Origin of the sequence: Blastococcus saxobsidens DD2 (genome assembly GCF_000284015.1) — a bacterium.
Classification (GTDB): Bacteria; Actinomycetota; Actinomycetes; order Mycobacteriales; family Geodermatophilaceae; genus Blastococcus; species Blastococcus saxobsidens_A.
This window is the reverse complement of record NC_016943.1, coordinates 4,295,103-4,316,105: the sequence shown is the minus strand read 5'-3', so window position 1 is coordinate 4,316,105 and position 21,003 is coordinate 4,295,103. Positions and strand designations below refer to the sequence as shown.

Annotated in this window: 22 protein-coding genes; 19 read left to right on the top strand and 3 right to left on the bottom strand. The window is 75.9% G+C overall.

The features are described from left to right. Window positions 1–13 precede the first annotated feature (13 nt). The 15 genes from BLASA_RS20425 to BLASA_RS20355 all read left to right on the top strand — a co-directional run bounded on the left by BLASA_RS20425 (window position 14) and on the right by BLASA_RS20355 (window position 14,973). Window positions 14–1,630 carry an AMP-binding protein gene (locus BLASA_RS20425; protein ID WP_014378153.1) on the top strand — a complete coding sequence of 539 codons (1,617 nt, stop codon included), beginning with the start codon at window positions 14–16 and terminating at the stop codon, window positions 1,628–1,630. Further along, complete coding sequence (locus BLASA_RS20420; protein ID WP_014378152.1) at window positions 1,623–1,868, top strand: glutaredoxin family protein; 246 nt, start codon at window positions 1,623–1,625, stop codon at window positions 1,866–1,868. The genes BLASA_RS20425 and BLASA_RS20420 overlap by 8 nt, the downstream gene beginning before the upstream one ends. Window positions 1,869–2,133: 265 nt before the next feature. Next, a complete protein-coding gene (locus tag BLASA_RS20415; RefSeq protein ID WP_014378151.1) occupies window positions 2,134–2,796 on the top strand; it encodes a redox-sensing transcriptional repressor Rex in 663 nt (220 codons plus the stop codon). Beyond that, on the top strand, window positions 2,793–4,172 hold the full coding sequence (locus tag BLASA_RS20410) for a glutamyl-tRNA reductase (protein ID WP_014378150.1): 1,380 nt from the start codon (window positions 2,793–2,795) through the stop codon (window positions 4,170–4,172). The genes BLASA_RS20415 and BLASA_RS20410 overlap by 4 nt, the downstream gene beginning before the upstream one ends. Continuing rightward, window positions 4,169–5,155: a hydroxymethylbilane synthase gene (gene hemC, locus BLASA_RS20405; protein ID WP_014378149.1), complete on the top strand. Its 987-nt coding sequence runs from the start codon at window positions 4,169–4,171 to the stop codon at window positions 5,153–5,155. The genes BLASA_RS20410 and hemC overlap by 4 nt, the downstream gene beginning before the upstream one ends. A gap of 91 nt (window positions 5,156–5,246) precedes the next feature. Further along, the gene (locus BLASA_RS20400; protein WP_014378148.1) at window positions 5,247–6,791 is read left to right on the top strand and encodes a uroporphyrinogen-III synthase; all 1,545 of its coding nucleotides are present in this window, start codon (window positions 5,247–5,249) and stop codon (window positions 6,789–6,791) included. After that, window positions 6,788–7,822, top strand: a complete 1,035-nt coding sequence (hemB, locus tag BLASA_RS20395) for a porphobilinogen synthase (RefSeq protein ID WP_014378147.1) — start codon at window positions 6,788–6,790, stop codon at window positions 7,820–7,822. Before BLASA_RS20400 ends, hemB begins: the two co-directional genes overlap by 4 nt. Before the next feature lie 17 nt (window positions 7,823–7,839). Continuing rightward, complete coding sequence (locus BLASA_RS20390; RefSeq protein ID WP_014378146.1) at window positions 7,840–8,322, top strand: hypothetical protein; 483 nt, start codon at window positions 7,840–7,842, stop codon at window positions 8,320–8,322. Continuing rightward, complete coding sequence (gene hemL / locus BLASA_RS20385; RefSeq protein ID WP_014378145.1) at window positions 8,319–9,686, top strand: glutamate-1-semialdehyde 2,1-aminomutase; 1,368 nt, start codon at window positions 8,319–8,321, stop codon at window positions 9,684–9,686. Before BLASA_RS20390 ends, hemL begins: the two co-directional genes overlap by 4 nt. Further along, window positions 9,683–10,318, top strand: a complete 636-nt coding sequence (locus tag BLASA_RS20380; RefSeq protein WP_014378144.1) for a histidine phosphatase family protein — start codon at window positions 9,683–9,685, stop codon at window positions 10,316–10,318. Before hemL ends, BLASA_RS20380 begins: the two co-directional genes overlap by 4 nt. Next, a complete protein-coding gene (locus BLASA_RS20375) occupies window positions 10,315–10,893 on the top strand; it encodes a TlpA family protein disulfide reductase (protein ID WP_014378143.1) in 579 nt (192 codons plus the stop codon). The genes BLASA_RS20380 and BLASA_RS20375 overlap by 4 nt, the downstream gene beginning before the upstream one ends. Before the next feature lie 2 nt (window positions 10,894–10,895). Continuing rightward, entirely contained in the window at window positions 10,896–11,726 is an 831-nt protein-coding gene (locus BLASA_RS20370; RefSeq protein WP_014378142.1) for a cytochrome c biogenesis CcdA family protein, read from the top strand. 292 nt (window positions 11,727–12,018) lie between these two features. After that, the gene (resB, locus tag BLASA_RS20365) at window positions 12,019–13,641 is read left to right on the top strand and encodes a cytochrome c biogenesis protein ResB (RefSeq protein WP_014378141.1); all 1,623 of its coding nucleotides are present in this window, start codon (window positions 12,019–12,021) and stop codon (window positions 13,639–13,641) included. Further along, a complete protein-coding gene (gene ccsB / locus BLASA_RS20360; RefSeq protein ID WP_014378140.1) occupies window positions 13,634–14,569 on the top strand; it encodes a c-type cytochrome biogenesis protein CcsB in 936 nt (311 codons plus the stop codon). Before resB ends, ccsB begins: the two co-directional genes overlap by 8 nt. A 122-nt stretch (window positions 14,570–14,691) precedes the next feature. Next, on the top strand, window positions 14,692–14,973 hold the full coding sequence (locus BLASA_RS20355; protein ID WP_014378139.1) for a hypothetical protein: 282 nt from the start codon (window positions 14,692–14,694) through the stop codon (window positions 14,971–14,973). Window positions 14,974–15,154: 181 nt separating this feature from the next. Here BLASA_RS20355 and BLASA_RS20350 read toward each other — a convergent pair whose 3' ends face one another. Next, window positions 15,155–15,367 (bottom strand): hypothetical protein, encoded by a 213-nt coding sequence (locus BLASA_RS20350; RefSeq protein ID WP_014378138.1) that lies wholly within the window; start codon window positions 15,365–15,367, stop codon window positions 15,155–15,157. 105 nt (window positions 15,368–15,472) lie between these two features. On the opposite strand from BLASA_RS20350, the gene BLASA_RS20345 reads away from it, so the two are divergent. Then, on the top strand, window positions 15,473–15,901 hold the full coding sequence (locus tag BLASA_RS20345; RefSeq protein ID WP_014378137.1) for an Lrp/AsnC family transcriptional regulator: 429 nt from the start codon (window positions 15,473–15,475) through the stop codon (window positions 15,899–15,901). Continuing rightward, window positions 15,894–16,220: a DUF4229 domain-containing protein gene (locus BLASA_RS20340; protein ID WP_014378136.1), complete on the top strand. Its 327-nt coding sequence runs from the start codon at window positions 15,894–15,896 to the stop codon at window positions 16,218–16,220. The genes BLASA_RS20345 and BLASA_RS20340 overlap by 8 nt, the downstream gene beginning before the upstream one ends. Window positions 16,221–16,226: 6 nt before the next feature. Here the strand turns inward: BLASA_RS20340 and BLASA_RS20335 are convergent, their stop codons facing one another. Together BLASA_RS20335 and menE are read right to left on the bottom strand one after the other, a co-directional pair. After that, window positions 16,227–17,096, bottom strand: a complete 870-nt coding sequence (locus BLASA_RS20335; RefSeq protein WP_014378135.1) for a 1,4-dihydroxy-2-naphthoate polyprenyltransferase — start codon at window positions 17,094–17,096, stop codon at window positions 16,227–16,229. A 2-nt stretch (window positions 17,097–17,098) separates the two neighbouring features. After that, the gene (menE, locus tag BLASA_RS20330; RefSeq protein WP_014378134.1) at window positions 17,099–18,223 is read right to left on the bottom strand and encodes an o-succinylbenzoate--CoA ligase; all 1,125 of its coding nucleotides are present in this window, start codon (window positions 18,221–18,223) and stop codon (window positions 17,099–17,101) included. Window positions 18,224–18,267: 44 nt separating this feature from the next. Here menE and BLASA_RS20325 point away from each other — a divergent pair, with 44 nt between their 5' ends. Further along, window positions 18,268–19,233 carry an o-succinylbenzoate synthase gene (locus BLASA_RS20325; RefSeq protein ID WP_014378133.1) on the top strand — a complete coding sequence of 322 codons (966 nt, stop codon included), beginning with the start codon at window positions 18,268–18,270 and terminating at the stop codon, window positions 19,231–19,233. Beyond that, window positions 19,230–20,924: a 2-succinyl-5-enolpyruvyl-6-hydroxy-3-cyclohexene-1-carboxylic-acid synthase gene (gene menD, locus BLASA_RS20320; protein ID WP_014378132.1), complete on the top strand. Its 1,695-nt coding sequence runs from the start codon at window positions 19,230–19,232 to the stop codon at window positions 20,922–20,924. The genes BLASA_RS20325 and menD overlap by 4 nt, the downstream gene beginning before the upstream one ends. Window positions 20,925–21,003: the final 79 nt, after the last annotated feature.

The window sequence follows — 21,003 nt, the reverse complement described above, 5'->3', positions numbered from 1 at the left end:
GACAGGAGATGACGTGTCCGAGGCAGGCACCTCGCTGGCCGCGCTGGTCCGGGCCGCCGCCGGGCGGGACCCCGGCGCACCGGCGGTGGTGGTCGGCGACCGGCGGCTCACCTGGGGCGAGCTGGACGCGGCGGCCGACCGGGTCGCCGCCGGTTACGCCGGCCGCGGGCTGACGCACGGGGAGCGGGTCGCCGTCCAGTTGCCGAACGGGCTGGACTGGCTGCGTGCCGTGCTGGGTGCGCTGCGGGCCGGGCTGGTGGTCGTGCCGGTGAACACCGCCTACACCGACCCGGAGCTCGAGCACGTCCTCGTCGACTCCGGCGCGGCGCTGCTGGTGGCCGCCTCGGACCGCGACGAGCTCGCCGGGGTGCCGGTCTGCCCGGGACCGCCCGAGGCCGAGGGACCGCCGGTCGCGGTGGCCGACGACCCGGAGGCGCTGGCCTTCCTCTGCTACACCAGCGGCACCACCGGCCTGCCGCGCGGGGCGATGCTCACCTCAGCCGCCCTGCGGGCCAACCAGGAGCAGTGCCTGGCCATGACCCCACCGCCGGTCCGGCCCGACGACCGGGTGCTGCTGGTGCTGCCGCTCTTCCACGTCTACGGCCTCAACGCCGGGTTCGGGCTGGTCGCCGCCACCGGCGCCTGCGCCGTCCTGCAGGAGAGCTTCGATCCCCGGCTCTCGCTGGAGGTCATGGCAGAGGAGCAGGTGACCGCGGTGCCCGGGGCCCCGCCGATGTACCAGGCATGGCTCGCCGCCGCCGACGCGACCACCCTCGAAGACCCCGCCCACCCCGATGCCGCGCTCCGCCGGGGGTTCGCCGCCGTCCGGATCGCGTCGGCCGGTGCCGCCCCGCTGCCCGAGGAGGTCTGGACGGCGATGCGCGAGCGCGCCGCCGTCACAGTATGGGAGGGCTACGGCCTGACCGAGGCCGCGCCGGTGGTGGCCAGCACGCTGGCCACCGGGCGGCCCAAGCCGGCCTGCATCGGCGGGCCGGTGCCGGGGCTCGAGCTCACCCTGCGGGACACCGCCACGATCGGGACCGTGCCCGTGGATCTCCCCGCCGACGCGGACGGCTCCGCCGTCGCGGACCACGACGAGGACCCCGGTGACGCCGAGGAGGGTCCCGGCGAGATCTGGGTGCGCGGCCCCAACCTTTTCTCCGGCTACTGGCCCGACGGCGCCGACGGGCCCGGCGCCGACGGCTGGCTGCGGACCGGCGACCTGGCCTACCGGGACGCCGACGGCGATCTGCACCTGGTCGACCGGCGCAGCGACCTGATCCTCGTGAGCGGGTTCAACGTCTACCCGGCCGAGGTGGAGCGGGTGCTCGACCAGCACCCGGCCGTCGTGGAGAGCGCGGTCATCGGCGTCCCCGATCCGCGCACGGGCGCAGCGGTGCGCGCCGTCGTCGTCCTGACGCCGGGCAGGCAGCTGACGATCGACGAGCTGCAGGAGCACGCCGCGCAGTCGCTGGCCCGGTACAAGGTGCCGTCGTCGGTGTACTTCCTGCCCTCGTTGCCGCACTCGCTCACCGGCAAGGTCAGCCGGGCCCGGCTGCGCGAGCTGGGGCTGACCGGCGCCGACGGTGCGGCGGTCCCCGTGGCGACGGGAGGGCCGGCGGATGGCTGAGCCACGGCTGCAGCTGCTCGGCCGCGACGGCTGCCATCTCTGCCTGACCGCCACCGAGCAGCTCGTGCCGATCGCCGCCCAGGCCGGGCTCGAGGTGCACCAGGTCGACGTCGACAGCGATCCGGAGCTGCAAGCCGACTACGGCGACCGGGTGCCGGTGCTGCTCCTCGACGGCCGCGAGCACTCCTACTTCACCCTGGACGTGCCCCGCCTGCGCCGGGACCTCGGCCTGGCCTGAACGGGCCCGGCTCGGGCCTGACCTGGGCGTGCGCCGCACCGGAGACCCCCCCATCCGGGCGGCCGGGGACGGGCGGTTACGGTGGTCTCTGCCACAACCGGCCGGATCCGACCTGGTCAGCGGCCCCGTGCCCTCCCGGCGACTTTGTTCCTGCGTTCACAAGCGGCTACCGTGGCGGGCGCGAGCGTCCCCGCTCGCGTTCCGATGTCGCAGCTCCGCCCCGGCGCCCGCCGGGTCCGCGGGCGCGACTGCTGTGGAGAGCCCCGTGATCCAGCCGCGGCTCCGGACCATCCCGGAAGCCACCGTCGCTCGTCTGGCCGTGTACCTGCGGGTGCTCGCCGGCTTCGCCGACGGCGGCCGGACCACCGTCTCCTCCGGCGAGCTCGCCTCGGCCGCCGGCGTGAACCCCGCCGGTCTGCGCAAGGACCTGTCCCACCTCGGCTCCTGCGGCGTGCGCGGGGTGGGCTACGACGTGCGGGCACTGCGCGAGCGGATCGCCCGGGTGCTCGGTGCCGAGCAGTCCCGCGCCTGCGTGCTCGTCGGCCTCGGCAACCTCGGCACCGCGCTCGCCGACTACGCGGGCTTCGGCAGCCGGGGCTTCCGGTTCACCGGCCTGTTCGATGCCGCCCCCGACCGCGTCGGTGAGCGCATCGGTGGTCTCACCGTGCAGCCCATGACCGAGCTGGAGGCGACCGTGACCGGCACGGGGGTCTCCATCGGGGTCATCGCGACGCCCGCGGAGGTCGCGCAGCAGATCTGCGAGCGGCTGACCGCGGCCGGGGTGCGCAGCATCCTCAACTTCGCGCCGGTGACGCTGACCGCGCCGGCGGGGGTCGACGTCCGGCAGGTCGACCTCTCCGTCGAGCTGCAGGTGCTGGCCTTCCTCGGTCAGCAGCGGGCCGTGCCCGCGGGGGAGGTGTCGGCATGACCCTCCTCGCGGTGGGCGTGAGCCACCAGACCGCCCCGGTCGCGCTGCTCGAGCAGTTCGCCATGGACGCCGACGACCGGGTCAAGGCCCTGCACGAGCTGCTCGAGAGCGACCATGTCACCGAGGCGCTCGTGCTCGCGACCTGCAACCGGGTCGAGGTCTTCGCCGAGGTCGAGCGCTTCCACGGCGGGGTGACCGACGTCAGCCGGGTGCTGGCCCGGCAGGCCGGCGCCACGGTCGAGGAGCTGTCCCCGTACGTCACCGTGCACTACGAGGACCAGGCCGTCGCGCACCTGTTCACGGTGGCCGCCGGGCTGGACTCGATGGTCGTCGGCGAGACGCAGGTGCTGGGCCAGCTGCGCGCGGCCTACGCGGTCGCCCGCGAGGAGGGCGCCGTCGGCCGCGCCCTCCACCCGGTCGCCCAGCGGGCGCTGCGGGTGGGCAAGCGGGTCCACTCCGAGACGGGGATCGACCGGGCCGGCGCCTCGCTGGTTTCGGTCGCCCTCGACCGCGCCGAGTCGCGGATCGGCGCCCTGGCCGGCCGCCCGGTGCTGGTGGTCGGGGCGGGTTCCATGGGCGCGCTGGCCGCCACCACGCTGGCCCGTCGCGGCGCCGACGTGGTCGTGAGCAGTCGCACCGAGGCGTCGGCGGAGCGGCTCGCCGATGCGGTGGGCGGTCGCCCCGCACCCATGGCGCACGTGGGCGCGGAGCTGGCCGCCGCCGACGTCCTCCTCACCTGCACCGGCGCCTCCGGCCTGGTGATCGGCACCGACACGGTCACCGCCGCCATGGGCGACCGGGCCGACCGGCCGCTCGTGGTCATCGACCTGGCGCTGCCCCGGGACGTCGACCCGGGCGTCGCCGCGCTGCCGGGCGTGCACGTGGTGGACCTGGCCCTTCTGCAGGGCGAGCGGAACACCGCCCTCCTGCAGGGCGAGCGGCGGGAGGACGGCGCCGCGGCGACCCCGGTCGCCGCCGACGACATCGCCGCCGCACGCGCCATGATCGAGGCCGAGACGGCGCTGCTGCGCGCCGAGCGGCGGGCGGCCGAGGTGGCGCCGACCGTCTCCGCGCTGCGCAGCCAGGCCGCCGATGTCGTCGACGCCGAGCTGCTGCGCCTGGCCGGCCGGCTCCCCGACCTCGACGCCCGGGCCCGCGCGGAGATCGCCCGCACGGTGCGCCGCGTCGTCGACAAGCTGCTGCACGAGCCGACGGTCCGGGTGAAGGAGCTGGCCGCGACTCCTGGCGGCACCGACTACGCCGGAGCGCTGCGGGCGCTGTTCGGCCTGGGCATCGACGCCGACGTCACCCCGGGGGCCGGCCGGCTGGCCGACGCCGTCACCGTCGACCCCGACCGACCGGGAGGCCCGGCATGACCGCCACCGACCTGCAGACCACCACCGCCGCCGCCGCGGGCAGCTCCGCCCCGCTGCGGCTGGGAACCCGCGCCAGCGTGCTGGCCCGGACCCAGTCCCAGGCGGTCGCCGACGCGCTCACGGCGGCCACCGGGGTGCCGGTCGAGCTGGTGCTCATCAGCACCGAGGGCGACCGGTCGTCCGCCTCGATCGCCCAGCTGGGCGCCACCGGCGTCTTCGTGGCGGCCATCCGCCGGGCCCTCCTCGACGGCGAGGTCGACCTCGCGGTGCACAGCTACAAGGACCTGCCGACCGCCCCGGAGCCGGGCATCAGCCTGGCGGCGGTGCCGGCGCGTGAGGACCCCCGCGACGCACTCGTGGCCCGCGACGGGCTCACGCTCGGCGAGCTGCCGCCGGGATCGCGGATCGGCACCGGCGCCCCCCGCCGCGTCGCCCAGCTGCGCGCCCTCGGGCTCGGGCTGGAGATCGTGCCGATCCGGGGCAACGTCGACACCCGGCTCGGCCGGGTGGCCGGGTCGGCCGGCGGGCCGGGTGACCTGGACGCCGTGGTCCTGGCGCGCGCCGGCCTCAGCCGCATCGACCGGGCGCACCTGATCACCGAGACGCTCGATCCGATCCAGGTGCTGCCCGCACCCGCGCAGGGCGCGCTGGCCGTGGAGTGCCGGAGCAGCGATGCCCGCACCCGCGAGCTGCTGGGCCGGCTCGAGGACACCGCGGTCCGCGCCTGCGTGGTGGCCGAGCGGGCCACGCTGGCCACGCTCGAGGCCGGCTGCAGCGCACCGGTCGCCGCCTACGCCGAGATCGCCGAGGGCGAGACCGGCCCGGAGCTGTTCCTCCGGGCCTCGGTGACCGCCCTCGACGGCAGCGACGCCGTCCGCGGCTCGCTCACCCGCCCGCTGGCCGACGCCGCGGCGCTCGGCCGCGCCCTGGCCGCCGACCTGCTCGACCGTGGTGCGGCGTCCCTCATGGCCGTGGGTCGATGAGCGCCGCCCCTTCCCAGACCCCCGCAGACGCCCGGACGATCCGGGCCATACCAGACGCCCGACGCAGTCGGGCCAGGATCAGGAGCACGCGATGACGCGCTTCCGCAAGACCGCAGGCCAGTCGGGCCGGGTCGTGTTCGTGGGCGCCGGGCCAGGTGACCCGGGCATGCTCACCGCCCGGGCGACCGCGGCGCTCGCCGAGGCGGCGGTGATCCTCGTCGACCCCGACGTGGCCGCTGCTCTCCAGGACGCCGTCCGCGAGGCCAACCCGGAGACCGAGCTCACGCCGGTCACCGGTGAACCCGCCGACATCGCCAAGGGGGCCGTCGCCGCCGCCAAGAACGGCTCGGTCGTGGTGCGCCTCGTGACCGGTGACCCCTACACCTCCGACGCCGTGGTCAAGGAGGTGCTGGCCGTGGGCCGCACCTCGGTGCCCTTCGACGTCGTACCCGGCGTCGCCACCGCCACCGCCGTCCCCGCCTTCGCGGGCGTCGCCATGGGCAGCACCGCGGTGACCGCGGACCTCCGCAGCGGCGTCGACGTCACCGCGCTGGCCGGTGCCGCCGCCGGCGCGGGCGGCACGCTGGTCCTGCACGGCACGGCCGACGAGCTGCCCGACGCCGCGGTGCGGCTGGTCGAGGGTGGCCTCTCCGGCAGCACCCCCGTCGTGGTCACCACCGGCGGCTCCGGCACCGGCCAGAAGAGCATCGTCACCAAGCTCGCGGCCGTCGCCGAGAAGACCGCCGGTCTCGACCCGCTCAGCGGCGCGGTGGTGGCCACCATCGGTGCCGCCGTCGACAAGCGCGCCCGCACCTCGTGGTGGGAGAGCCGCCCGCTGTTCGGCTGGCGGGTGCTGGTGCCGCGGACCAAGGACCAGGCCGGCGAGATGAGCGACCGGCTGCGGGCCTACGGCGCCGTGCCGGTCGAGGTGCCGACGATCGCCGTGGAGCCCCCGCGCAGCCCGGCGCAGATGGACCGCGCGATCAAGGGCCTGGTCACCGGCCGCTACGGCTGGATCGTGTTCACCTCGGTCAACGCGGTGAAGGCAGTCCGGGAGAAGTTCGTCGAGCTCGGCCTGGACGCCCGGGCGTTCGCCGGGGTGAAGGTCGCCTGCGTCGGCGAGCAGACCGCCGAGGCGGTGCGCGACTTCGGCATCCAGCCCGAGCTGGTGCCGACCGGTGAGCAGTCCAGCCAGGGCCTGCTGGCCGACTTCCCGCCCTACGACGACGTCTTCGACCCGATCGACCGCGTGCTCCTGCCGCGGGCCGACATCGCCACCGAGACCCTGGCCGCCGGTCTGGTCGAGCGCGGCTGGGAGATCGACGACGTCACCGCCTACCGGACCGTGCGGGCGGCGCCGCCGCCCGCGACGGTGCGCGAGGCGATCAAGGGCGGTGGCTTCGACGCCGTCTGCTTCACCTCGTCCAGCACGGTGCGCAACCTGGTCGGCATCGCCGGCAAGCCGCACGCCAAGACCGTCGTCGCGGTGATCGGCCCGGCGACGGCGGCCAGCGCCCAGGAGTTCGGCCTGCGCGTGGACGTGCAGCCGGAGACGGCCGCCGTCGGCCCGCTGGTCGACGCGCTGGCGGAGTTCGCCGCGGCGCGCCGGGCCGAGGAGGAAGGCGAGGGCAAGTGAGGGCCGAGTCACCGGCCCCCGCCCGCCCGGGGTTCGCGCGCGGGCGACGGCTGCGGTCGACGCCCGCGCTGCGCCGGCTGACCGCGCAGACCCGGGTGGCCCCGGCCGACCTGGTGCTGCCGGTCTTCGTCAAGCAGGGCATCGACGAGCCGGTGCCGATCAGCTCGATGCCCGGGGTCGTGCAGCACACCCTGGACTCGCTGCGGAAGACCGCGCACGAGGCGGCCGAGGCCGGGGTCGGCGGGATGATGCTGTTCGGCATCCCGGCCGACAAGGACCCGGTGGGCTCCCAGGCCGACGCCGCCGACGGGATCGTCAACGTGGCGCTGCAGCAGCTGCGCGCCGACCTCGGCGACGAACTGGTGCTCATGGCCGACCTCTGCCTCTGCGAGTACACCGACCACGGGCACTGCGGCGTGGTCACCTCGTCCAGGGGTGGGGTCCGGGGGCAGGGCGGGGAACTCGTGGTGGACAACGACCCCACGCTGGACCGGTACGCCGCCGTGGCGATCGCGCAGGCCCAGGCGGGGGCCCACCTGGTGGCGCCCAGCGGGATGATGGACGGCCAGGTGGCCGCGATCCGCGCCGGGCTGGACGGCGCCGCGTTCACCGAGACGCCGATCCTGGCCTACGCCGCCAAGTACGCCTCGGGTTTCTACGGCCCGTTCCGGGAGGCCGCCGAGGGTGCGCCGCAGTTCGGCGACCGCTCCACCTACCAGATGGACCCGCCCAACGCCGACGAGGCGCTGCGCGAGGTGGCGCAGGACCTCGCCGAGGGCGCCGACGCGGTGATGGTCAAGCCGGCGCTGCCCTACCTGGACATCGTCGCCCGCGTCGCCGAGGCGGTGCAGGTGCCGGTGAGCGCCTACCAGGTGAGCGGTGAGTACGCGATGGTGGAGGCAGCCGCCGCCAACGGCTGGGTGGACCGCGAGCGGGCGATCCTCGAGACGCTGACCGCCATCCGGCGGGCCGGAGCCGGTCAGGTGCTCACCTACTGGGCGGTCGAGGCCGCGCGCCTGGTCACCCGCTAGGCCCGGTCAGGGACACGGTGGACCCGTACGCCGAGCCCGGGGGTTCCTGGCGGCCGTTCTGGATGGTCGCCGGAGCCTTCGGGCTCCTCCTCGCCTGGGACCTGGTGCTGCCCGGCCCCGACGTGCCGCCGCTGCTCTGGGCGGCCGCGGTCGTCGCCGTCCTCGGCATCGTCGGGATCGGCTGCCTCTCCGCCCGGCGGGTCTGGACCGTGCGCGTGGACGCCGACGGCCTCGCGGTGGGGCGGGAGCAGGTCCCGCTCCGCGACGTCGACGCCGCCGCCCTGGGCGAGGTGGGTGCCGGCGTGGACGCCGGGGCGCCGGTGCTCGGCGGGGGCTGGTCGCTGCCCCGCGGCCGCACGGGCCTGCCGCTGCGGCTCGTCGACGGCCGGACGGTCCTGGTGCCCACGCGCGACCCCGCGGCGCTGCGGGCCGCCCTCCTGGCGGGTGTGGGCGACGCCTCCGACCGCTCCCCGGGGACAGAGGGGACACTGGGTCCGTGACCTCGCTGGACAGCTCTCTCCACCCCTACGAGGCGCCGGTCTCGGCCGGCCTCTTCGCCCGCGGCCAGCAGATCACCCCCGGCGGGGTGAACTCGCCGGTGCGCGCGTTCCGCGCCGTGGGTGGCACCCCGCGGTTCATGGTCGAGGGTTCCGGCCCCTGGATCACCGACGCCGACGGGCGGCGCTACGTCGACCTGGTGAGCTCGTGGGGTCCGATGATCCTGGGCCACGCGCACCCCGCCGTCGTCGAGGCGGTCGCCGCCGCCGCGCGCCGCGGGCTGTCCTTCGGGGCGCCCACGGAGGGCGAGCTCGACCTGGCCGAGGAGATCCGGCGCCGGGTCGCGCCGGTGGAGCGCATCCGGCTGGTCAACTCCGGGACCGAGGCGGTGCTGTCGGCGGTCCGGCTGGCCCGCGGCGCCACCGGCCGCCCGCTGCTGGTGAAGTTCGCCGGCAACTACCACGGCCACGTCGACGCGTTGCTCGCCTCGGCCGGCTCCGGCGTCGCGACCCTGGGGCTCCCCGACACCCCGGGCGTCACCACCGGCGCCGCCGCCGACACGATCGTCCTGCCCTACAACGACGTCGCCGCCGTCGAGGCCGTCTTCGCCGAGCGCGGGAACCAGATCGCCGCCGTCATCAGCGAGGCGGCGCCCGGGAACATGGGCGTCGTCCCCCCGCTGGACGGCTTCAACGCCGAGCTGCGCCGGATCACCGCCGCCTCCGGTGCGCTGCTGATCCTCGACGAGGTCATGACTGGCTTCCGGGTCTCCCCCGCCGGCTGGTACGGCCTGGACCCGGTCGACGCCGACCTGTTCACCTTCGGCAAGGTCATGGGCGGTGGGCTGCCGGCCGCGGCGTTCGGTGGCCGTGCCGACCTGATGGCCCACCTGGCCCCGAGCGGGCCGGTCTACCAGGCCGGCACGCTGTCGGGGAACCCGGTGGCGGTGGCCGCCGGCCTGACGACGCTGCGGCACTGCACCGACGAGGTCTACGCGCACTGCGACGAGGTGTCCGCGGTCCTGCGCGGTGCCGCCAGCGCGGCGCTGTTCGCCGAGGGGGTGCCGCACCGGGTGCAGCAGGCCGGCAACATGTTCTCGGTCTTCTTCGTGCCCGACGAGCGCCAGGTGCGCGACTACGACGACGCCCGCACCCAGGACGTCGCCCGCTACACGGCGTTCTTCCACGCCCTCCTGGCCCGCGGCGTCTACCTGCCGCCGTCGGCGTTCGAGGCGTGGTTCGTCAACGCCCAGCTGACCGGGGAGGCGCTCGAGCAGGTGCTCGAGGCGCTGCCGGCGGCTGCCCGTGCCGCGGCCGAGGTCGAGAGACACCGCACCGGTGCGCTGGAGAGCGAGCGGTCCTCATGACCGGGACGACCGTCGTCCACCTGCTGCGCCACGGCGAGGTGCACAACCCCGGGGGCGTGCTCTACGGGCGGCTGCCCGGGTACCGGCTGTCCGACGCCGGCGAGCAGATGGCGGTGCGCGCCGCCGACTGGTTCGCCGGCCGGGACGTCGTGCACCTGGTCTCCAGCCCGCTGGAGCGGGCGCAGCAGACCGCCCGTCCGCTGGCGAAGGCGTTCGGGTTGGAGGTCGCCACCGACGAGCGGATCATCGAGGCGGGCAACGCCTTCGAGGGCCTGGTCGTCGGCGGCGGGGGCGGGGTGTTCCGGGCACCGCGGAACTGGTGGCGGTTGCGCAACCCGTTCCAGCCGTCCTGGGGCGAGCCCTACGTCGAGATCGCCGCGCGCATGATCGCCGCGGTGGAGGCCGCCCGGGACGCCGCACGGGGGCACGAGGCCGTGCTGGTCAGCCACCAGCTGCCCATCTGGACGACGCGGCTGCACGTGGAGGGTCGCCGGTTCGTGCACGACCCGCGCCGGCGGGAGTGCTCGCTGGCCAGCGTCACCTCGCTGACCTACGACGGCGACCGCTTCGTGGGCGTCTCCTACGCCGAGCCGGCCGGCCCCACCGATCCGGACGCGGTGCCGGGCGCATGAGGCGGACCGTCCTGGCCCTGCTCGCGGCCGGCGCGCTGGTCTCCGGCTGCAGCACCGGCTCCGACCAGGTGCAGGTGAACAACGGCGGCGAGTTCCGGTTCGTCGCGGCCACGCCCGTGGGCGAGGTGATCCCCGAGAGCGAGCGCGCGGTGGCCCCCGAGTTCTCCGGCACGCTGCTGGGCGGCGGGCAGTTCTCGTCCGAGGAGCTGGCCGGTGACGTCGCCGTCCTGAACTTCTGGGGGTCCTGGTGCGCCCCGTGCCGGGTCGAGACGCCGGAGTTCCAGGAGGTCTACGCCGGGGTGCGGGACGAGGGCGTGCAGTTCCTGGGGCTGAACGTGAAGGAGACCGATGACCAGTTCGCGCTGGCCTTCGTCGACCGCTTCGGCATCGAGTTCCCCTCCGTCTACGACCCGCGCGGTGAGGTGGCGCTGGCCTTCCGCGACTACCCGGCGAACGCCATACCCTCGACCATCGTGCTGGACCGGCAGGGCCGGGTGGCCGCGGTGTACACCGGGGCGGTGACGCAGGAGGACCTGCGCGCGGTGCTGGACCGGCTGCTGGTGGAAGGGGTCTGACGGTGGGGGACACCTTCGCCGGCCTGGTCACCGACGGACCGCTGCTGGTCGCGGCCGCGGTGGCGGCACTGGTGGGGCTGATCAGCTTCGCCTCGCCCTGCGTGCTGCCGCTGGTGCCCGGCTACCTGTCCTACGTCACCGGGCTGGTCGGCAGCGGCACCCGGACGGCGGCACCTGCGCCCGTGCCGGCGGGTGACGGCGGCGGCACCGCCACGGCGGTGCTGCCGGCGACCGACGAACGGGCCCCCCGGCGGCGCATGGTCCTCGGGGCGCTGCTGTTCGTGCTGGGGTTCACCGTCGTCTTCGTGGCCATCAGCACCGCGTTCGGCGGGCTGGGCCGGCTGCTACTGGTGCACAACGAGGTCATCACCCGGGTCATGGGTGTGGTCACCGTCCTCGTGGGCCTGGCGTTCCTCGGCTGGCTGCCCGCGCTGCAGCGCACCAAGCGCCTGTCCCTGCGGCCCTCGATGGGCCTGGCCGGGGCGCCGCTGCTCGGCGTGGTCTTCGGCCTGGGCTGGACGCCCTGCCTGGGGCCGACCCTGGCGGCCGTGCAGAACCTGGCCTTCGCCGAGGCCACCGCGGGCCGCGGCGCCCTGCTGGGGCTGGCCTACTGCCTGGGGCTGGGGGTCCCGTTCGTGCTGGTGGCGCTGGGCGCCCGCTGGGCCGTGGGCGCCACGACGTTCCTGCGCCGGCACGCGCGCGCCGTCACCCGGTTCGGCGGTGCGGTGCTCGTGCTCGTCGGCCTGCTGCTGGTCACCGGCGCGTGGACCGAGATGATGGGCTGGCTGCGCTCCTGGCTGGCCGCCACCGGCTTCGCGGAGTCGGCGCTGTGACCGAGCGTGCGAGGTCACACATGGGCAGAGCGACCGGAACGGCACCGACGAGCGCCGGCGAGGAGGCGCTGTGACCGAGCGTGCGAGGTCACACATGGGCAGAGCGACCGGAACGGCACCGACGAGCGCCGGCGAGGAGGCGCTGTGACCGAGCGTGCGAGGTCACACATGGGCAGAGCGACCGGAACGGCACCGACGAGCGCCGGCGAGGAGGCGCTGTGACCGAGCGTGCGAGGTCACACATGGGCAGAGCGACCGGAACGGCACCGACGAGCGCCAGCGAGGAGGCGCTGTGACCACCACGGCTCCGCCGCGGGCGGCCGCCGCACCGCCCCCGCCCCGGCCCCCGTCGGCGGGCCGGCGACTGGGCGGGCTGCTGCTGCGCTGGTGGCGGCGGCTCACCGCGATGCGCACCGCGATCGTGCTGCTGTTCCTCCTGGCGCTGGCGGCGGTGCCCGGATCGCTGCTCCCGCAGCGCTCGCTGTCGCAGAACAACGTCAACCAGTACTTCACCGACCATCCCGACCTGGCTCCGGTGCTCGACCGGCTGTACCTGTTCGACGTCTTCAGCTCACCGTGGTTCGCCGCGGTCTACCTGCTGCTGTTCGTCTCCCTGATCGGCTGCGTCGTGCCGCGGGCCGCCGAGCACGCCCGTGCCCTGCGGACGCCGCCGCCCCCGGCGCCGCGCAACATGCTCCGGTTGCCCGACTCCGCCGAGCTGACGGTGCCGGTGCCTCCGGCGGCCGCCCTCGACGTCGTCGAGGAGGAGCTGCGCGTGCGCCGGTTCCGGGTCGTCCGCCGGGACGGCGGGCGGGGCCCGGAGCTGTCCGCCGAGAAGGGATACCTCAAGGAGACCGGGAACCTGGTCTTCCACCTCTCCCTGCTCGCGCTGCTGCTCGGCCTGGCCGGCGGCAAGCTGTGGGGCTACGAGGGCAGCATCCTGGTGACCGAGGGGCAGGGGTTCTGCAACTCGTTCCAGCAGTACGACACCTACTCCGCCGGGCCGCTGGTGGACAGCGGCGACCTCAGCCCCCTGTGCGTGGACCTCGAGCAGTTCACGGCCGAGTACGAGGAGAATCTCACCGCCGCCTCGTTCACCGCCGACATCCGCTACGGGGCCCCGTCGGCCGAGGGGCGCCCGACCACGATCGGGGTCAACGACCCGCTGCGGCTCGACGGTGACCGCGTCTACGTCACCGGACACGGCTTCAGCCCGACGTTCACCGTCACCGTTCCCGACGGGACGACGTTCTCCGACCTCACCGTCCCGTTCCTGCCCAGCGACCCACAGACGCTGGCCAGCCAGGGCGCGCTCAAGCTGCCCGACATCCCCGGCCAGGACGAGCAGTTGGCCATCGAGGGGTTTCTCGCACCCACCGGGCTGCTGCAGGGCGGGGTGCTCACCTCGGTCGACCCCCGGCCGCTCGCCCCGCAGGTCGCGGTCGTGGCGTACCAGGGCTACCTCGGCCTGGACTCCGGGCTGCCGCAGTCGGTGTACTCCCTCGACGGGAGCCAGATCGAGCGCGGCCGGCTCAGCGAGGTCGGCTCGGCCAACCTGTCGGTGGGGGAGTCGCTGGAGCTGCCCGACGGCACCCGGATCACCTTCAGCGGGGTCAAGGAGTTCGCCGCGCTGCAGTACTCGCACGACCCCGGCCAGCTGTGGGTGCTGGCCGCGGCGATCGCGCTGCTCGCCGGGCTGCTCGGCATGCTGCTGCTCCGCCGGGAGCGGGTCTTCGCCCGGGCGGAGCCCGGCGGTGAGCGCGGCGGTACCGTGCTGACGCTGGCCTCGCTGACGCGGGGCGGCGGCGAGAGCGGCGGGCGGTCCACCGCACTGCTCGACGACCTGCAGGGTGCGCTGACCACCGCCGCGCCCGCCCGCACCGCATCCGAACCGGAGGTCCCCCCGCGTGACTGACTCCTCGCTGGCCGAGCTGTCGGACAGCCTCTTCTCCGTGAGCGTCGCGCTCTACTCCGTCGCGCTGCTCGCCTTCTGCGCGCAGCTGGCGTTCGGCCGGCGGACCACCCGGGCCCGCGAGCTGGTCGGTGCCGGCGGTGCCACCGTCGTCGAGAAGACCCCGGCGCCGGACTCCGCCCGGGGCAACCGCTGGGGGATCGCCGCCCTCGCGCTGACGGTGCTGGGCGCGCTGACGCACACCGGTGTCCTGGTGGCCCGTGGGATGGCCACCGACCGGCTGCCCTGGGGCAACATGTACGAGTTCGCCACCGCGGTCGTCCTCGTCGCGGTGGTCGCCTACGTGGTGCTCGCGGTCCGCTCGCCGAACCTGCGGCACATCGGCGTCTTCGTCCTCGGCCCGGCGGTCCTGGCACTGGTCGCGATCGGCCTGGGCCTCTACACCGAAGCGGGTCCCGTCGTCGCTGCGCTCCGCTCGTCGTGGCTGGCCATCCACGTCTCCACGGCCATCCTCGGTTTCGGCATCTTCATGGTCAGTGGCATCGCGAGCGTCCTGTACCTCGTGCGGGCGCGCCCCGGCGCCGACGAGGGCTCGGGCATCGTGGCGCGCCTCCCCTCGACCGCGGCGCTGGACCGGGTCGCGCACCGCACCGCGGTGCTCGGCTTCCCGATCTGGACCTTCGCGGTCATCGCCGGCGCCATCTGGGCCGAGGCGGCCTGGGGCCGCTTCTGGGGCTGGGACCCCAAGGAGACCTGGTCCTTCGTGGCGTGGGTCGTCTATGCGGCCTACCTGCACGCGCGGACGACGGCGGGCTGGCGGGGTCGCCCCGCGGCGTGGGTGAACGTCGTCGGCATGGCGGTGATGATCTTCAACCTGACGTTCGTCAACCTGGTCTCCAGCGGGCTGCACAGCTACGCCGGCGTGGAGTGATCCGCGGCCGTACCCCGTGCGGGCGGGATCGGGCGCCGGGACGGTGACCGATGTCGGATCCGCGTGCTTCCATGCCCCCATGGAGCAGACGACCAGGGCACGCACCCGCCGGGAGGCACGACGTGGGTAGGCACTCGGCCGCCGACGGGGAGTCGTCGCACCCGCTCGTCGCGGCGGCGCTCGCCGGCCGCGCGGGGGAGGGCGACGGCGCGCACCGCGGCGACGCGCGGGAACCGGGCGAGGAGGGCGAGGTCGGCTGGCCCGGCCCGCCCGCCCGCGAGGGCGGTGGGGGCCTGGGCTGGCCCGGCGGTGACCAGGCACAGGAGCACGACCAGGACCGGGCTGCCGCCGCGCCACCGCGCCGCGGCTGGCGGCGGTTGTTCGGCGCCGCACCCGCCGCCTGAGCTCAGCGCACCTGTCCGCCGGGCGTCAGGCGGTGTCCACGGGCCCGACTCCGCGCCTCGGTCCGCTCCTCGCTCTGAGCCGTACGCCGCCTTCGCGGTCGCTCCGCTCCTCGCTCGTACCTCGCTGCGATGCTCACCTTCTGTCGGCGGCGGCCTCGCTGCGATGCTCCCTCGGCTGTCGTCAGGCGGGCGACCCGCCGTCCCGCCGGGCCCGGCGCTCGAGCTCCCGGAGGAACTCCGGGTCGTCGTCGGGCGCCACGAAGCGCACCGGCTCACGCGGCCGCTGCGGACGCCGGTCGGGGCGCGTACGCCCCTCCGGCCCGGAGTTCGCCGCGGCGCGGACCACCAGGGCCACCACCACGACCGCCATCACGAGCACCACCAGGAACACCACGGTCCCACCCCCTCGTCGGCCACCAGCGTACGTCCGCGGCGATACTCGGTGCCGGGGATCCGACGATCCCTTTCCCGGGCAGGACGGAGAACTCCCATCGACGCCGTGGACCGGCAGCTGATCGACCTGCTGCGCGCCAACGGGCGAGCCAGCTACGCCGAGCTCGCCCGGCAGGTGGGGCTCTCCTCACCCGCCGTCCACGAGCGGGTCGGGAAGCTCGAGACGGCGGGGGTGATCACCGGCTACCGCGCCGTCGTCGACCCGGCGGCGGTGGGGCTGATGGTCACCGCGCTGGTGAGCGTCATCGAGAGCGACGCGGTCGACGATCCCGGTGTCCAGGAGGAGCTGCGGGAGCTGCCCGCCGTCGAGGACTGCTGGCGGGTGGCCGGGAGCGAGGGGTACGTGCTCAAGGTGCGCGTGACCGACATCCCGGCACTCGAACGCACCATCGACGCGTTGAACCGGATCAGAGGGGTCGCACGCACGAGGACGACGGTCGTTCTCTCGACCAAGTGGGAGGGCCGTCATGGCTGAGCAGGACCAGACCGCAACCGGCGCACCCGTGGGACCGGAGGGCGGCGCACCGACGCCTCCCCGGATCGCCCCGTGGGTGGTGATCTACACGGTCGGCCGGTTCGCGATCGCGGCCGCGCTGGTCCTCATCCTGTGGTGGGTCGGCCTGCCCGGGTTCCCGGGGCTGCTCTTCGGCCTCCTGCTGTCGATGCCGGTGTCCTACCTGCTGCTGCGTCCGTCGCGTGAGCGGCTGACCGAGGCGCTCGCCGCCCGCAGCGTGGCGCGGCGCGCCGCCAAGGAGGACCTGCGCAACCGGCTCAGCGGCGACACGGCGCCGTAGCCGCGCTCAGCCCAGCGCCAGCCCCAGGCCGAGCAGCACGCCGGTGGCCAGGGTCAGCACCCCGGTGGACGCCAGCACCCCGATCAGCGCCGGGCCGCAGCCGCCGGAGAGCACCGTCCGGACCGGCGCCAGTGCCAGCGGCGCGGCGGCCAGGCCCAGCAGCGCCGACGGCCGGGTGATCCCGACCGCCGCGATCACCAGGAACGGGACCAGCAGCAGGGCCGCGAAGGCCACCCGGGTGGCGCGGTCACCCAGCAGCACGGCCAGCGTGCGCTTGCCCACCCGGCCGTCGCCCTCGATGTCGCGCAGGTTGTTGACGACCAGGATCGCCACGATGAGCAACCCGATCGGCACCGAGACCGCGAACGCCAGGCCGGGCAGGGTGCCGGTCTGCACGAACGTCGTCCCCACCACGGCCACCGGGCCGAAGAAGACGAAGACGAAGACCTCGCCGAGCGCGCGGTAGCCGTAGGGCAGCGGCCCGCCGGTGTAGGTCCACGCGGCGGCCATGCAGACGGCCCCGACGGCGACCAGCCACCAGCTGGACAGCGCGGCCAGCGCCAGCCCGGCCACCCCGGCGGCGGCGAAGGACGCGAGCGCGGCGACGAGCACCTGGCGCGGGGTGGCCGCGCCCGATCCGACCAGCCGCATCGGGCCGACGCGGTCGGCGTCGGTGCCGCGCGTGCCGTCGGAGTAGTCGTTGGCGTAGTTCACCGCCACCTGCAGGGCCAGCGCGACCAGCAGGGCCAGCAGCGCGGGAACGAGCCGGAACCCGTCGAGCGCGACGGCCGCGCCGGTGCCCACGAGCACCGGCGCCAGGGCGGCGGGCAGGGTGCGCGGACGGGCGCCGGCCAGCCACTGGGCGGGGGTGGCCATGGTCAGGAGGCTCCCGGGGGGATCGATGCGGCGACCGCGCGGCGGTCGGGCTTGCCGGTGTGCAGGGTCGGGACGGCGGGGACCGTGTGCAGCTCCCGGGGCGCAGCCGGCGCACCGAGGCGTTCGGTCACCCACGGGCGGAGGGCGGCGAGCTGCGGCGTCGCGCCGGGCGCCGGGACGACGGCGGCGACGAGGCGCTGCCCCCACTCGGCGTCGGGCCGGCCGAAGACCACGGCGTCGGCCACGTCGGGGTGCTCGCGCAGCGCCGCCTCGACGGCGGCGGGAACCACGTTCACCCCGCCGCTGATCACGACGTCGTCCAGCCGGCCGTGCACGGTGAGCCGGCCGTCGTCGCCGAGCGTGCCGGCGTCCCGGGTCCGGAACCAGCCGTCGGCGAACGCCGCCGCGGTGGCGGCCGGATCGCCGCGGTAACCCAGCGCCAGCGTCGGGCCGGCCAGCTCGATGCCGTCCGTGACCCGGACGCGCACGCCCTCGAGCGGCCGGCCGTCGTAGACGCAGCCACCGGCGGTTTCGGTCATCCCGTAGGTGGTCACGACGGCGACCCCGTCGGCGTGCGCACGGGCCAGCAGCGCCGGGTCGGTCGCCGCGCCCCCGACGAGGATCGCGTCGAAGGCCTGCAGCGCGGCGGGCTCGGCGTCGAGGTAGCGGCGCAGCTGGGTCGGGACCATCGCGGTGTAACGGCGGTCGCCGGCCGGCATGCGGGCGAGCGCCTCGGCCAGCGTCCCGTCCTTCGCCAGCCGGGTGATCGGCCGGCCGGCGACGGCGCTGCGGCACAGGACCTGGAGACCGGCGATCGCGGACACCGGCAGGGTGAGCAGCCAGCTGCCCGGCCCGCCGAGGCGCTGGTGCGTCGCGGTCGCCGAGGCGCGCAGGGCGCCGGCCGACAGCAGGACGCCGCGGCCACCCCCGGTGGAACCGGAGGTGACGACGACCAGGTCGGCGCCCGGCTCCAGCGGCTCGCCGGGCCGGAGCGCGGCGCGGGCCGCGTCGACCACGGCCGCGGGGCCGGCGGGGAGGACGGCGAGGGGCCGGACGCCGTCGAGGGCGGCGCGGACGTCGTCGTCGGAGAGCTCGCCCGCGCCCACGAGGGTCAGCTGCCGGGACACGAGGAACGAGGGTACGGCCGGGGCGTTCTTCTAGGCTGACCCGCGTGACCGCCGCCCCCGCCGCCGCCCTGCCGGCGGGGATCACCGAGCTGGCGGTCTACGAGGTGCCGTTGCGGGCCCGCTTCCGGGGCATCGACGTCCGCGACGGGGTGCTGCTCCGCGGCCCGGCGGGCTGGGGCGAGTTCTCCCCGTTCTGGGACTACGACGCTGCGGAGAGCCGACGCTGGTGGGCGGCGGCGGTGGAGTCCGCCGTCGAGGGGTGGCCCGCACCGGTGCGCGGCAGCGTGCCGGTGAACGTCACCGTCCCGGCCGTGGACCCCGAGCGGGCGCACGCGATCGTCGCCGCCTCGGGCTGCCGGACGGCCAAGGTCAAGGTGGCCGAGCCGGGCCAGTCCCCGGCCGACGACCTGGCCCGCGTGGCCGCGGTGCGCGACGCGCTGGGCCCGTCGGGCGCGATCCGGGTGGACGCCAACGCCGCCTGGGACGTCGACACCGCCGCCGCCCGCATCGGTGAGCTGGACCGGTTCGGCCTGGAGTACGTCGAGCAGCCGTGCGCGACCCTCGAGAAACTCGTCGCGCTGCGGCGGCGGATCGACGTGCGGATCGCGGCCGACGAGGTGGTGCGCCGCTCGGACGACCCCCTGCGGGTGGACCTGCGCGAGGCCTGCGACGTCGTCGTCCTCAAGGTGCAGCCGCTCGGCGGGGTGCGTGCGGCGCTGCGGGTGGCCGAGGCGCACGGGCTGCCGTGCGTCGTCTCCTCGGCGCTGGAGTCCTCGGTCGGCATCGCCGCCGGCGTCGCGCTGGCCGCCGCGCTCCCCGAGCTGCCGTTCGCCTGCGGGCTGGCGACCGTGGCGCTGTTCACCGACGACGTGAGCGGCGCCCCGCTGCTGCCGGTCGACGGCGCGCTCCCGGTCGGCCGCCGCGACCCCGACCGGATCGCCGCGGTCGCCGCCGGGGAGCAGACCGCTGCCCGGTGGCGGACCCGGATCGACGAGGTGCTGGCCCGGTGAACCCCGCCACCGCCTTCGCGCGGGTGCTGGTGGACGAGCTGGTGCGCGGCGGGGTCGCCGATGCGGTCCTCTCGCCCGGGTCGCGGTCCGCGCCGGTCGCGCTGGCCCTGGCCGCCGCGGAGCGGGACGGCCGGCTGCGGCTGCACGTGCGGATCGACGAGCGCACCGCGGCCTTCCTCGCGCTCGGCCTGGCCAAGGCGTCGGGCCGGCCGGTGCCGGTGCTCACCACCTCGGGCACGGCGGCCGCCCACCTGCACGCCGCCGTCCTGGAGGCCGACGCGAGCGGGGTGCCGCTGCTGGCGCTCACCGCCGACCGGCCCCCCGAGCTGCGCGCCACCGGCGCCAACCAGACGATCGAGCAGGCCGGCCTCTACGGCGGCGCGGTGCGCTGGGCGGCCGACGTCGGCGTCCCCGAGTCCGGCCGCGAGGAGGCGCAGAACCGGTACTGGCGGTCACTGGCCGCCAAGGCGCTCACCGTCGCCACCGGGGCGCTGTCCGGGGACCCGGGCCCGGTGCAGCTGAACCTCGCGCTGCGCGAACCGCTGCTGCCCGACGACGGGGTCCCGCTCGCCGGTCCCTGGGCCGGGCGGGCGGACGGCGGTCCGTGGACGGCGGCCGTGCCGCCGGCCGGGTACGCGGCGGGCGGTGGTCACCGGTCCCCGACGCGGACGCTGGTGATCGCCGGGGACGGCCCGCAGCACGTCGCGCCGGGGCTTCCCGACGGGTCCGCCTGGCCGGTCCTCGCCGAGCCCAGCAGCGGCTTCTGGGGGCACGAGTCGGCGCTGCGCGGCGGCGCTCTGCTGCTCGGCGCCGGCGACTGGCTGGCCGAGCACCGGCCGGAGCGGGTGATCGTGGTCGGCCGCCCGACGCTGTCCCGGCCGGTCGGCGCGCTGCTGGCCGACCCGGCGGTGACCGTCGAGACGGTGAGCGCCTCCCCGCGGTGGGCCGATGCCGGCCGGTCGAGCAGCCGGGTCGCCCGGATGCTCGTCGCAGCGGAGCCGGACCCGTCGGCGGACGAGCCGTGGGTGGCCTCCTGGCGCTCCGCCGCGGAGCGGGTCGGTGCCGCCGTCGACGACCTCCTCGACGGCGCTCCGGCCCTGACCGCCGCCCGGCTGGCCCGCGACGTGGTGGCCGCGCTGCCCGCCGGGGCGCTGTTCGTGCTCGGGTCGTCCACGCCGGTGCGCGACGTCGACCGGCTGGCCGTGCCGCGCGGCGACCTGGCGGTGCTGGCCAACCGGGGGGTGGCGGGCATCGACGGCACGATCTCGACGGCGGTCGGTGCGGCCCTGGTGCACGGCGGGCCGACCTTCGCGCTCATGGGTGACCTCACGTTCCTGCACGACCTCACCGGGCTGCTGCTCGGCGAGGGGGAGGTGCGGCCGGACCTCACCGTCGTGGTCCCCGACAACGACGGCGGCGGCATCTTCGCCCAGCTCGAGCCCGGGCAGGACCGCTACGCCGCGGACTACCGCCGGGTCTTCGGCACCCCGCACGGGCGGGACCTGGTCGTGGTGGCGCAGGCTCTGGGCTGGGCCGCGACACAGGTGACGTCGGCGGACGAGCTCCCCGGCGCACTCGCGCTAGGCGGCCCGCGGGTCGTCGTCGTCGTCGTCGGCACCGACCAGCGGGCCGAGGCCGCACTGGCCGCTGACCTGCGCGCCGCCGCGGCGCAGGCCCTGGCCTCGTCCTGACGCGTGGGACGCTGCCCGGCGTGAGCTTCCTCGGGCTGCTCCCGCTGCTCGCCGGCACGGCGCTCGGCGCGGCCATCGG

Bases quoted from the DNA above. Each gene is read 5' to 3' on its own strand.
- BLASA_RS20375 (WP_014378143.1), top strand. From the start codon at position 10,315: ATGAGGCGGACCGTCCTGGCCCTGCTCGCGGCCGGCGCGCTGGTCTCC.
- BLASA_RS20420 (WP_014378152.1), top strand. From the start codon at position 1,623: ATGGCTGAGCCACGGCTGCAGCTGCTCGGCCGCGACGGCTGCCATCTC.
- BLASA_RS20400 (WP_014378148.1), top strand. From the start codon at position 5,247: ATGACGCGCTTCCGCAAGACCGCAGGCCAGTCGGGCCGGGTCGTGTTC.
- hemC (WP_014378149.1), top strand. From the start codon at position 4,169: ATGACCGCCACCGACCTGCAGACCACCACCGCCGCCGCCGCGGGCAGC.
- BLASA_RS20410 (WP_014378150.1), top strand. From the start codon at position 2,793: ATGACCCTCCTCGCGGTGGGCGTGAGCCACCAGACCGCCCCGGTCGCG.
- BLASA_RS20380 (WP_014378144.1), top strand. From the start codon at position 9,683: ATGACCGGGACGACCGTCGTCCACCTGCTGCGCCACGGCGAGGTGCAC.
- BLASA_RS20340 (WP_014378136.1), top strand. From the start codon at position 15,894: ATGGCTGAGCAGGACCAGACCGCAACCGGCGCACCCGTGGGACCGGAG.
- BLASA_RS20335 (WP_014378135.1), bottom strand. From the start codon at position 17,096: ATGGCCACCCCCGCCCAGTGGCTGGCCGGCGCCCGTCCGCGCACCCTG.